This is a genomic window from Kingella sp. (in: b-proteobacteria) (genome assembly GCF_030527935.1).
GTDB lineage: Bacteria > Pseudomonadota > Gammaproteobacteria > Burkholderiales > Neisseriaceae > Kingella_B.
The window spans coordinates 1-11,924 of the sequence record NZ_JAUMZV010000055.1 but is presented as its reverse complement, the minus strand read 5'-3'; the positions used below and the strand labels follow the sequence as shown (position 1 = coordinate 11,924).

Here is an 11,924-nt window from a genome sequence, read left to right as displayed (position 1 = left end):
TCGCGAAGGTGGTCGCACAGTAGGTGCGGGCGTTGTGGCTAGCGTGATTGCTTAATACAAGGATACAGACTGATGGCTAACCAAAAAATCCGTATCCGCTTGAAAGCGTATGATTACAGCTTGATTGACCGTTCGGCACAAGAAATCGTTGAAACCGCCAAACGCACTGGCGCAGTAGTAAAAGGTCCGATTCCTTTGCCTACTAAAATTGAGCGTTTCAACATTTTGCGTTCGCCACACGTGAACAAAACTTCGCGTGAACAATTGGAAATCCGCACGCACTTGCGCTTGATGGACATCGTGGATTGGACCGACAAAACAACCGACGCGCTGATGAAGCTGGACTTGCCAGCAGGCGTGGATGTTGAAATTAAAGTTCAATAATCGCTGAATCAAAAGGCAGCCTGAAAACACTTAACCGTTTTCAGGCTGCCTTTTCCTATGCCGCAAACGTGGTTAAAATTTTGGGCTGTTGCAACTTTTTAATTGGATGTAAACATGGATTTGGATATTTCTTGGGCGCAAGTTTTTCTTTGGCTGCACATTTTGGCGGTGGTGGTGTGCGTGGTGCGCGTGTTGTACAAGCAGCGCAACACGGGCTCGGCATTTGCGTGGCTGATTATTTTGTTTGTGTTTCCTGTGTTTGGCGTGATTGCGTATTTTGTGATTGGCGAACCACGGCTGGGAACGGCGCGCGCCAAGCGCAGCGAGCAGATGAATGCGTTTTATCGCGCGTTTGCCGAGCAACATTTGGGCGACGATGATGCCGATGTGAGCAACAAAATGCAGCAGCGGTATCAGGGTATCAGCAATGTTGCCACCAGCGTTACGGGGCTTGCGCCGAGCGAACACAACACCATGCGCCTGCTCACGCAAACGGATGAGATTATTGATGCGATGCTGGCGGATATTCAGGCTGCCCAACAAACGTGCGCGTTGGCGTTTTATATTATTGAACCGCAAGGGAAAATTCAAACACTGCTCAGCGCGGTGCGCGATGCGGCAAAGCGTGGCGTGGAATGCACGATTTTGGCAGACGCGGTGGGCAGCGGCGCATTTTTTGGCAGCGAATGGGAAACGCAGTTGCGCGAAGCGGGCGTGCGGATTGTGTCTGCGCTGCCTGTGGGCGTGTTCAAAACGTTTTTCGCGCGCAGCGATTTGCGCAATCACCGCAAGATTTTGATTGTGGATAATTTGGTGGCTTACACGGGCAGCTTTAATTTGGTGGACCCACGCTATTTCAAGCAAGGTGCGGGCGTGGGCGAATGGGTGGACGTGATGATGCGCTGTCGTGGTGAGATTGTGCTGGAATTGGCAGCGGTGTTTTATGCGGATGTGGCGGTGGAAACCGATGAAAATTTAGCCGAAGTGCAGCAGCAGATTGAGCAAATCAGCGACAAAATCCCCGAATTGCTGACGATTAAACGCCAATCGGGCGATGCGATTGCCCAAGTGATACCGTCTGCGCCCAACCAATCCGACCCTGTGATTTACGAAACGATTGTGTGCGCCATCCATGCCGCCAAGTCGCGCGTGATGATTACCACGCCGTATTTTGTGCCCGATGAATTGCTGCTGACCGCGCTAACCACCGCTGCCAAGCGCGGCGTGGACGTTACCTTGATTTTGCCTGCTAAGGTGGATTCGTTGCTCGTGCGCTGGGCTTCGCAGGCTTACTATCCTAAACTGTTGAATGCAGGCGTAAAAATTGCGCTGTTTGACGGCGGCTTGCTGCACGCCAAAACGCTGACGGTGGACAACGATTACGCGCTGTTTGGCACGGTAAACATGGATATGCGCAGCTTTTTCTTGAACTTGGAAATCAGCCTTGCCATTTACGATGCGCCCACCACGCAAGCCATCGCGCAGTTGCAGCAGCAATATTTGCGCGACAGCCGCCTGATTTCGCTCACGCATTGGCAGCAGCGCGATAAGATTTGGGGCTTGGTGGAAAACACGGTGCGCTTGTTTAGCCCGCTGTTGTAGTTTTCAGGCTGCCTATTTAGGGGCTGTTGACATTCAACTTTTGAAGCGGATTTTGCGTCATAAAATGGCAGATGCAAGGCGAAAATGCGAGCCTATGCCATCCATATGCGATTATTTTTAACGTAGCAGATGCCGTTTTAGGGCGAAAAAGTCGCCAATAATGTTGATTGTCAACAGCCCCTAAATAGGCAGCCTGAAAACCATTTTGCCTACGTTTGCTAAATCAAATTAACTAACGTAAAATATCGCTGTTTTTCTGTAAACAAAAATTAACCACTTTCCAATTCCAATTAGGAGAAAACCATGTCTATGTTGAAACAAACCGTGCTTGCTGCGCTGATGCTGGCAGCCATCCCCGCCTTTGCCAAAGGCCCCAAAGTGCCGTATGACCACAAAGGCATCACTTCCGCCGACATTGTGAAAAGCCCCGATGTGCGCTGGGTAACTGTGGACGAAATCCGCGACAGCATCAAAGATATGCCGCCCATGACCGTGAGCTTTGACATCGACGACACCGTGCTCGTGTCTTCACAATGCTTCTATTTCGGGCGCAACAAATGGTCGCCTAACGGCTTTGAATACCTGCACAACCAAAAATTCTGGGACTACGTTGCCGACGGCTGCGATTTAAGCTCCATCCCCAAAGAATCTGCCAAAAAATTGATTGAAATGCACCAAGCGCGCGGCGACCAAGTGGTGTTCATCACAGGGCGCACCCCCGCCAAAAAACACAAAGACGGCACGATGGACCAACTCGCCAAAATCTTGGAACGCACCTTTGGCGTGAAAAACATGAAGCCCATCAGCTACACACGCGACACGCCTGTTGCGCCCTACAAATACGATAAAACCGCCTACATCGTGAAAGCCCAATCCAAAATTCACTACGGCGACAGCAACGATGACGTACTCGCCGCCCGCGAAGCAGGCATTCGCGGCATTCGCGTGATTCGCCCATCAGTAAGCACCAACCGCCCCTTGCCCGTGAACGGTGGCTACGGCGAAGAAGTGTTGGTGGATTCATCTAACTAATCTTTGCAACTAAACTCGTTTAATCAATGTGTTAAACATTTTCAGGCTGCCTTTGCGATTAAGGCAGCCTGAAATTTTGCATACAGCTTTTGCAGCAAGCATAAGGTGGCTTGTGTAGCAAAGCTCAAACCCGTAAACAAGCAATATCAACGTGTTGCGTGTAAAAAAATCCTGCATCGCGCTGCAAACTATGGCATAATCCGCATCTCGTTGGGTTCACGCCAAACGAATCAGGAGTTTGCAAACGGGTAACGCTACTCGGCAAACTTGTCCGCCGCAAGGCATTATTTTTTAGGAAATTTACTATGCTAACCGTAGAACAAAAAGCCCAAATTATCAAAGACTTTCAACGCAAAGAGGGCGACACAGGCTCATCCGAAGTGCAAATCGCATTGCTCACTTTCCGCATCAACGATTTGACCTCCCACTTCAAAGCCAACCCCAAAGACAAACACAGCCGCCGCGGCTTGTTGAAAATGGTAAGCGCACGCCGCCGTCTATTGGCTTACTTGCGTCGCACCGATGCAGACACCTACCGCAACGTCATCACCCGCTTGGGTCTGCGTAAATAATAGGTAATACAGTTTTCAGGCTGCCTTGTGTGAACCATAAGGCAGCCTGAAATTATTTTGTTGTGCTGTTTTGATTTTTTTATTTCAAGCTGCCATTTCTTTTGCGCCATACTCGCATAAATCGTTGATGATGCAGCTTGGGCATTGCGGCTTAATCGCCTTGCAGGTGTATCGCCCGTGCAAAATCAGCCAATGATGCGCGTTGAGCAAAAATTCTTTGGGCACATATTTCATCAGCTTGTCTTCCACTTCGCGCACGGTTTTACCCCGTGCCAAGCCTGTGCGGTTGGCAACGCGAAAAATATGCGTATCCACCGCCATCACGGGCTGTCCAAAAGCGGTGTTCAGCACCACATTCGCCGTTTTACGCCCCACGCCCGCCAACGCTTCCAGCTCTTCGCGCGTTTGCGGCACTTCGCCGCTGTGCTGTTCTAACAGCGCACGGCAAGTTTGCATAATGTGTTTGGACTTGGTTTGATACAGCCCAATCGTTTTCACATACTCGCGCACGCCGTCCAACCTCAAATCCAGCATCGCTTGCGGCGTATTGGCAACGGCAAACAGTTTTTCGGTGGCTTTGTTTACGCCTTTATCGGTGGCTTGCGCCGATAGCAACACGGCAATCAGCAGCTCAAACGGGCTGCTGAAATTGAGTTCGGTGGTGGGGTAGGGGTTGGCGGCGCGCAGGCGTTCAAAGATTTCTTGGCGGATGCGTTGGTTCATGGTTCTTATCGTAGGATGGAAACAGTTTTCAGGCTGCCTTTTGGGTGGGCAGCCTGAAAAGGGATGGGATGATGGTTTTGCGGCGGTTATTGTTTAACGATCCATTTGCCTTTGCGTTTGATGATGCGAACATCTTCAACATGCGTTTTTTGGCTGTTGCTACGATAATAAAATTCTACTTTGCAAGAGAACACCGCATCTATCATGCCGCCTTGGATTTTTTTGCAAGGGTCAGTAATGGTAAGCATATTATTGCGCGTATCTTTCATTTCAGGGTATACCACGCGAATGGCTTCTTTAACTTCTATATCTGTTGGTGGGATAATCGTAAAGTTATTGGATTTATACACATGATACGCCCCAGCTAAAATCGCCACAGTAATCAAAGTCTTTACAATCTTCATAATCTTTCCTTATATATTCAAAGTTTAATCAATCAACGCTCCGCCTGAAACACATCACGATTGGTTTCAGGCAAATCCATTTCGGGCTGCCGTTGGGCTTGTGCCGCAGCTTCCGCCATCAGGCGTTTTTTCTCGCCGATATACTGGTTAATCTGCTGCACCAATTCTTGCGTGCCCTCGTGCGTTAAGGCACTAATTTTAAACAATCTGGGCGTGGTCATGTCAAATGCAAAGCGGTCATCGGGGGCAGGGTAGTCCCAGCCGATGGCAGCGAGAAAATCCGCTGTGCGTTGCTGCGCGGTCGCTTCGTCCAGCATGTCCAATTTATTGAGTACCAACCAGCGCGGTTTGTCGTACAACTCTTCGTCGTATTTTCGCAACTCGTTCACAATCGCCAAGGCTTCGGCGGCGGTGTCGGTGGTGTCGTCAAACGGGGCTAAATCTACCACGTGCAGTAGCAAGCCTGTGCGCGAGAGATGCTTCAAAAATCGATGTCCCAAGCCCGCGCCCTCTGCCGCGCCTTCAATCAATCCCGGAATATCCGCCATCACAAAGCTGTTGTTTTCATCCATGCGCACCACGCCCAAATTGGGATGCAGCGTAGTAAACGGATAATTGGCGACTTTGGGGCGGGCGGCGGAAACGGCGCGAATCAGTGTGGATTTGCCCGCGTTGGGCATCCCCAGTAGCCCCACATCCGCCAGCACTTTCAATTCCAACTGCAACGTACGCGCTTCGCCTTCTTCGCCGTTGGTAAACTGTTTGGGCGCGCGGTTTACCGATGATTTGAAGTGAATATTGCCCAAGCCGCCTTTGCCGCCGTTTGCCACGCACACGCGCTGCCCGTGGTGGGTTAAATCGGCAACGATTTCATCGGTGTCTACATCGCGAATCAGCGTGCCCACAGGCATATGCAGTTCAATATCGTCCGCACCTGCGCCATAGCGGTCGCTGCCGTGTCCTTTTTCGCCGTTTTTGGCTTGATAGCGTTTCACAAAACGGTATTCCACCAGCGTGTTCACGTTTTCATCGGCAACGGCAAACACACTGCCGCCACGCCCGCCATCGCCGCCATCTGGCCCGCCACGCGGCACAAATTTTTCACGGCGAAAACTGGCTGCGCCGTTGCCACCGCGTCCACCAAAGACTTCTATTTTGGCTTCGTCTATAAATTTCATGGATTGGATTCTCGTTTGGGATAGTTTAGGCAGCCTGAAAAATATTAGTCTAACCGGTTTTGCAATTCAGTTTCTATTTCAGGAATAAGCAAAAGCTGTTCAATAAAATAATCTAAATTATCTCGTCTATCTCGTTCGCGTATAGCAATAATTTCATTATATTGAATGCATAAGATTTCGCATAGTTCACGCCCAGTCAGTATATGTTCATCATCGAAGACATTTTTAAAACCTATTTTAATCATTTCTCTTTTTTCTTGATTAAAACTGCATATGTAGTAATTTGTTGAAAAAGGAATTTTTGAGCCAAAAATTGTAGCAAACTTTTCTAAATGTTCCTTTTCTGCTTGCGATTTTTTGGTATCAAAAGCATCGCCATCTTTAAGCTCAATAATTTTGCAAACACGATATTCTTGCACGATAAATATCAACATATCGGGTTCAATTTTTTCAACGCCTTTGCTGTATTTTTTTGATTTTTTAAATGTCTTTTTTAAACACAGATAAACGCCATTTTTTATTTTGCCCATTGTTGCGTTATCAATAAATTCATCAATATCTGCAATTTGTGTGCAGCGTTCAGCAATCAACCGTTCCAACTCATTGCCGTTAGCAATCACTGTGGCTTGCACACGCGATAATAATTGTCCCAACGCAACATTTCCTAAAACCCGCGTATAGCCTGAATTTTCGCCATCTAATCTGCCTTTGGCATCACGAATTTTGCTCATAAATTATCTGCTCCAAAAATTAAATCGCTACCCAAAAACTGACGATTGGTTTGTTGGCAAGCCGACAAAACCGAATAGCCACCCGATGCAGGGTCAAGTACCACGTCTTGTTCTTGCGTGGTTGCCAGAATCAGTTTTTTTTGTAATTCAACAGGCTTAGCGTGTGTATGTGGTTTATTGGTTAATTTCTCTTCCCATACATCAGGAATGTCGTGTAGTATCCAAGTAGATTTGGCTTTACGCGGAAATTTCTGAACGACAACCAAATATTCACTTCTGCGCCGACTACGGTATCCCATACCAATGCGCTTTTTGTCCCAAGTAATCATATCTACTACTTGCATACTAGGTAATCGAGCAAACCACGGTTTCATACCTTCTGCTAAATGAAATTTGTCTACCCACAAAAACAAATAACCATTAGGCAATAGCACGCGTTCAATTTTCCGAATAAATGCGGTAATGGTTTCTTCTGACATTTGTGGCAAACCTGAGCGTTGCTGCCCTCGGTTTTTGCCTTCATTGCCGTAAGCCATTTTATCCAAGATGCCACGATATTGCGGGTCAAAAAAGACGACTTTAATGGTTTCGTTGCGAAGCAAATCTAGCAAAGCCAAGCCGTCCATTTTGTTTTTTTTGTTGAGTAATAAATAATGTTGCTGGTCTTTAAACATACTTCGCTTTCTAAACAATGACTTCAAGCAGCCTGAAAATCGGTTTCAGGCTGCCTGAAAGAATGAAAAACGAGCGCATTATAAAAGACTTGGCGCAGCTTTGCCCGAATATTTGCTACAATGCGCCGCACCGTTTTCAGGCTGCCTTAATCCGTTCGCTTAGGCAGCCTGAAAATGGATTTTAGAACCTGTATTCACTGTTTTCTAGGTAGATTTGATGACATAAAAGCGCAGATACAAGGCAAAAAGCACAGCAAGGTTGGACACCTTGCGCGCATTTTTAACGCAGTAGCCGTGTTTTTAGGGCATTAAAGGTGCCTATGAAAAGAGTGAATACAGATTCTTAATGAAAGGAAAACCATGTCTCGCACCCCACAAGAGCTTGGCGGCATCACGCTGCTGGGCAACCAAAAAACGCAATATCCCACCGACTACGCGCCCGAAGTGCTGGAATCGTTTGATAACAAGCACCCCGATAACGATTATTTTGTGAAATTTATCTGCCCCGAGTTCACCAGCCTTTGCCCGATGACGGGGCAGCCCGATTTTGCCACCATCGTTATCCGCTATATCCCCGATGCGAAAATGGTGGAAAGCAAATCGCTGAAACTGTATCTGTTCAGCTTTCGCAACCACGGCGATTTTCACGAAGATTGCGTCAACATTATCATGAAAGATTTGATTGCGCTGATGAATCCGAAATACATTGAAGTGTTCGGCGAGTTTACCCCGCGCGGCGGTATTGCCATCCATCCGTTTGCCAACTATGGGCGACAGGGCACGGCGTTTGAAGCGATGGCACGCGAGCGACTGTTTGGGCACGACAGGCAATAGCCGTCGGCATAAGCATGAGGCAGCCTGAAAATGAAATACCGCCTGTTTTGTTCACATGGCTGGCAGCCTGCCACGCCGCCCAATCCGCCCCCGATATGACTACGCTTGCCATTACCGGCCACACTGCGAGCCTGCCGCGCTTTATGCTGTGCTGATTAACCGCAACCCTGGAATACTTTACGAAACTGCTGAGCCGCTTTCTGCCAAACGAGCCGTGCACGCCAAGGTTTCGCCCGATGCGCCGATTGCCGAGCTGTCATTGGAAGCGCGCTACCGCACGCAAACCGTTACCGCGCGCTGCGAGCCGCCTGCCGCGCCGTCAGGCAAAACCTTGGCGGTCGTGTTCAACGGCACGGAGAAATTGGCTTGCCGTTGGCAGGATTGATTTTCAGGCTGCCTTCCAGGCACGGATAATCCACACGGCGGTGCAGAATTTCCTTATAATCCGCCCCTTTCGCAGGCAGCCTGAAAAAGGCTGCCCTTTTCAACCCCGCGCGGTTCGTAACCCTCCCGCGTTGATATTAAGAACCTGTATTCACTATTCCCATAGGCATCTTTAATGCCCTAAAAACGCGGCTACCGCGTTAAAAATGCTCGCAAGGTGTCCAACCTTGCTGTGCTTTTTGCCTTGTATCCACGCTTTTATGTCATCAAATCTACCTATGCGAATCATGAATACAGGTTCTTAATCAAAACCAAAACTAGGAAACCCTATGCAAAACTACCTGTTTACCAACAAACAAAAATCCCAAGCACTTTTTTGGCTGGTGTTGTTCCACATCGCCGTCATCGCATCCAGCAACTATCTGGTGCAATTCCCGTTCACCATCACATTGCCCAACGGCTTTGAAGTCCATTCCACATGGGGCGCGCTCACTTTCCCCTTTATCTTTCTCGCCACCGATTTAACCGTGCGCATCTTCGGGCAAACGCTGGCGCGCAAAATCATCTTTTTTGTGATGCTGCCCGCGCTGCTGCTGTCCTACGCCCTTTCCGTGCTGTTCCAACAAGGCTCGTGGACAGGCATCGCTTCGCTGCAAACCTTTGTGCCCATTGTGTTCCGCATCGCGCTCGCCAGCTTTTCTGCCTACGCCTTTGGGCAATTGATGGATATTTTTGTGTTCAACAAACTGCGCCAGCTTAAATCGTGGTGGATTGCGCCGACCGCGTCCACATTCGTGGGCAACGCGCTGGACACGCTGCTGTTTTTCGCCATCGCGTTCGCAGGCAGCGACGATGCCTTTATGGCGGCGAACTGGCAGCACATCGCCTTTGTGGATTATCTGTTCAAACTCACCATTTGCACGCTGCTGTTTGTGCCCGCTTACGGCGTGGCGTTGAATTATGTGCTGAAAAAATTGGCAGAGAGTGGGCAGCAGTTTCAGGCTGCTTAGTGTGTGTTGACATTCAACTTTTGTAGCGGATTTTGCGTCATAAAATGGCAAATGCAAGGCAAAAATAGGCATAAGGGACAAATTTACTGCTAAATCCGCGCCACGCTCGCCACGCCTTTCACTTCCGCCACGCCCGCCAACACGCGCGGCAGTTCGTCCACTTTTTTCATTTCCAGCGTAAAGCGCATGCTGGCTTCTAAATCGCGCGTTTGCATTTGCACGGCGGTAACGTTCACTTTATACCGCGCCAGCGCATCGGACACATCGCGCAGCAAGCCGCTGCGGTCGTTGGCGCGCACTTCAATATCAATCGCAAACACTTGGTTGGCATCCAACGCCGCCCAGCTTGCGGGCAACACTTTTTCAGGCGATTGTTTCGCCAGATGCTCAAAATCGCTGCACCCTTGCCGATGGATGGATACACCGCGCTCGCGGGTAACAAAGCCGATGATTAAATCGGGCGGCGCGGGTTTGCAGCATTTTGCCAGCGTGGTCAGCAAGCCGCCTTCGCCATCCACCAGCACGCCGTTTTTGTCGCCCGATTGGATTTTGGATTTTTTCACAATGCTGGTCGCGCTCACGGGCACGGGCGCAGGCTCAACCAACGCGCCGCAGGCTTTTTGGATGGCGCGGGGCGTGATTTCGCCTTGCCCCAGCGCGGTAAACAAATCATCCAGCAGCCTGAAACCCAGCTTCTCGCAAAGCTGTTGCTGATTGGGCTTGGGGCTGATTTTGCCGATGATTTTTTCAAACTGGCTTTTGCCCGCTTCGCGCACCGTTTCGGCATTTTGGGCGCGGATGTAGGCGCGGATTTTGCTCATCGCCTTGTGCGATTTCACCCAGCCTTCATACAGCCAGTTCACCGATGGATACCCTTCTTTGGCGGCGATGATTTCCACGCGCTGCCCGTTTTCCAGCGGGGTGGACAGCGGCACAATCTGCCCGTCCACTTTTGCGCCACGGCAGCGGTCGCCCAAGCTGCTGTGCAAGGCGTAGGCAAAGTCAATCGGCGTTGCGCCTGCGGGCAGCGACAACACTTTGCCATGCGGGGTTAAAACATAAATGATGTCGCTAAACAATTCGGTTTTGAACGCGGCGGCCAGGTCTTCTTTGCCGCTTTCTGCCATGTTTTCGCGCCAATCTAAAAGCTGGCGTAGCCATGCGATTTTTTGCTCATACGCGCTGTCGCCCTTGCCGCCTTCTTTGTATCGCCAATGCGCTGCCACGCCAAATTCGTTGAATTGGTGCATTTCAAAGGTGCGGATTTGCACTTCAATGCTTTTGTCTTCGGGCCCTACAATCACGGTATGCAGCGATTTGTAGCCGTTGCCTTTGGGGTTGGCGATGTAGTCGTCAAACTCGCCTGGAATGGGCTGAAACAGGCTGTGGATGATGCCGAGCGTGGCATAGCATTCGGGGATGGTGTTCACCAAAATGCGCACGGCGCGGATGTCGTATAGCCCATCAAAATCCAGCTTTTTCTTCACCATTTTTTTGTAGATGGAATAGATGTGTTTAGGTCGCCCCGCTATATCGTATTGAATGCCGACTTTGTCCATCTCGCTGCGGATGATGTTGAGAAAATGGTCAATGTATTCCAAGCGTTCGGTGCGTTTGTCTTCCAATAGCTTGGCGATGCGTTTGTATTCTTCGGGGTTTTGATGGCGAAAGCCCAAGTCTTCAAGCTGCCATTTGAGCTGCCACACGCCCAAGCGGTTGGCAAGCGGGGCGAAAATATCCAGCGTTTCTTTGGCAACGGCGCGTTTTTCGGGGCTATCGGGCGTTTGCCCCAAAAATTGCATGGTGCGGGTGCGCAGCGCGAGTTTAATCAGCACCACGCGAATATCGGACACCATCGCCAGCAGCATTTTGCGCATGGCTTCGGCTTGCGCGGCGCGTTCATCGGGCGTGGCAAGCGTGTCCACTTTGGCAAATTGGGTGAGCTTTTGCACTTCGTCTATGCCTTGCACCAGCGTTACCACGGTTTTGCCACATTGCTCGGACACAGTTTCTTGCCAGTTGGGCAGATAGCTGGAAATTTCGGCTAACACGGTGGCGGCAACGGCTTCGGGCAGCAAATCCATGTCGGCAACCATTTTGGCGGCGGCAAGCAGATGCTGTAACACAGGTTCGCGGGCGATGTGGGTTTTGGCTTCGGGGGGATAATGCTGCGCGGCAAGCTGTTGCGCGGCGATGAGCATTTTTTGATAGGGCTCAGATTGGGCGGTGGTATAGGCTGCGTAGTCTTGCTGGACTTGGGCTAGGTCGGCGAGTTCGCTCATGGTGGGTTTCCTTTTTTGAGTGTGTGGGACTACATCGGGGCTTATTATATGTAGAAATAAACCGCGTTGTTTACACAACAGTTTGGGAAAAATAAGCCTGCAACACTTCAAAGG

Annotated in this window: 14 protein-coding genes; 8 read left to right on the top strand and 6 right to left on the bottom strand. The window is 49.9% G+C overall.

From position 1 onward, the window contains the following. The first annotated feature begins 72 nt into the window (after positions 1–72). From rpsJ to rpsO, 4 genes are all read left to right on the top strand, one after another. Entirely contained in the window at positions 73–384 is a 312-nt protein-coding gene (gene rpsJ / locus Q4A85_RS12440) for a 30S ribosomal protein S10 (protein ID WP_002642322.1), read from the top strand. A 114-nt stretch (positions 385–498) separates the two neighbouring features. Continuing rightward, positions 499–1,986: a cardiolipin synthase gene (gene cls, locus Q4A85_RS12435; protein WP_303110842.1), complete on the top strand. Its 1,488-nt coding sequence runs from the start codon at positions 499–501 to the stop codon at positions 1,984–1,986. A gap of 303 nt (positions 1,987–2,289) precedes the next feature. Beyond that, positions 2,290–3,018: an acid phosphatase AphA gene (gene aphA, locus Q4A85_RS12430; RefSeq protein ID WP_303110841.1), complete on the top strand. Its 729-nt coding sequence runs from the start codon at positions 2,290–2,292 to the stop codon at positions 3,016–3,018. A 305-nt stretch (positions 3,019–3,323) separates the two neighbouring features. Then, a complete protein-coding gene (gene rpsO, locus Q4A85_RS12425; RefSeq protein ID WP_303110840.1) occupies positions 3,324–3,590 on the top strand; it encodes a 30S ribosomal protein S15 in 267 nt (88 codons plus the stop codon). A gap of 84 nt (positions 3,591–3,674) precedes the next feature. Here rpsO and nth read toward each other — a convergent pair whose 3' ends face one another. The 5 genes from nth to Q4A85_RS12400 all read right to left on the bottom strand — a co-directional run bounded on the left by nth (position 3,675) and on the right by Q4A85_RS12400 (position 7,300). After that, positions 3,675–4,313 carry an endonuclease III gene (nth, locus tag Q4A85_RS12420; protein WP_303110838.1) on the bottom strand — a complete coding sequence of 213 codons (639 nt, stop codon included), beginning with the start codon at positions 4,311–4,313 and terminating at the stop codon, positions 3,675–3,677. Positions 4,314–4,399: 86 nt separating this feature from the next. Then, the gene (locus Q4A85_RS12415; RefSeq protein WP_303110836.1) at positions 4,400–4,717 is read right to left on the bottom strand and encodes a hypothetical protein; all 318 of its coding nucleotides are present in this window, start codon (positions 4,715–4,717) and stop codon (positions 4,400–4,402) included. Positions 4,718–4,749: 32 nt separating this feature from the next. Continuing rightward, a complete protein-coding gene (obgE, locus tag Q4A85_RS12410; protein WP_303110835.1) occupies positions 4,750–5,895 on the bottom strand; it encodes a GTPase ObgE in 1,146 nt (381 codons plus the stop codon). A gap of 44 nt (positions 5,896–5,939) precedes the next feature. Further along, entirely contained in the window at positions 5,940–6,626 is a 687-nt protein-coding gene (locus tag Q4A85_RS12405; RefSeq protein WP_303110834.1) for a hypothetical protein, read from the bottom strand. After that, positions 6,623–7,300 carry a DNA methyltransferase gene (locus Q4A85_RS12400; protein ID WP_303110832.1) on the bottom strand — a complete coding sequence of 226 codons (678 nt, stop codon included), beginning with the start codon at positions 7,298–7,300 and terminating at the stop codon, positions 6,623–6,625. Before Q4A85_RS12400 ends, Q4A85_RS12405 begins: the two co-directional genes overlap by 4 nt. Positions 7,301–7,317: 17 nt before the next feature. On the opposite strand from Q4A85_RS12400, the gene Q4A85_RS12395 reads away from it, so the two are divergent. From Q4A85_RS12395 to Q4A85_RS12380, 4 genes are all read left to right on the top strand, one after another. Then, on the top strand, positions 7,318–7,485 hold the full coding sequence (locus Q4A85_RS12395) for a hypothetical protein (protein ID WP_303110830.1): 168 nt from the start codon (positions 7,318–7,320) through the stop codon (positions 7,483–7,485). A gap of 175 nt (positions 7,486–7,660) precedes the next feature. Then, a complete protein-coding gene (queF, locus tag Q4A85_RS12390) occupies positions 7,661–8,134 on the top strand; it encodes a preQ(1) synthase (RefSeq protein WP_303110828.1) in 474 nt (157 codons plus the stop codon). Between the two features lie 55 nt (positions 8,135–8,189). Next, positions 8,190–8,519, top strand: coding sequence for a hypothetical protein (locus Q4A85_RS12385; RefSeq protein ID WP_303110827.1), 330 nt, complete (start codon positions 8,190–8,192; stop codon positions 8,517–8,519). 328 nt (positions 8,520–8,847) lie between these two features. After that, a complete protein-coding gene (locus Q4A85_RS12380) occupies positions 8,848–9,528 on the top strand; it encodes a 7-cyano-7-deazaguanine/7-aminomethyl-7-deazaguanine transporter (RefSeq protein WP_303110825.1) in 681 nt (226 codons plus the stop codon). 89 nt (positions 9,529–9,617) lie between these two features. On the opposite strand, the gene Q4A85_RS12375 is transcribed toward Q4A85_RS12380, so the two are convergent. Next, a complete protein-coding gene (locus tag Q4A85_RS12375) occupies positions 9,618–11,810 on the bottom strand; it encodes a bifunctional (p)ppGpp synthetase/guanosine-3',5'-bis(diphosphate) 3'-pyrophosphohydrolase (protein WP_303110808.1) in 2,193 nt (730 codons plus the stop codon). Positions 11,811–11,924 lie beyond the last annotated feature (114 nt).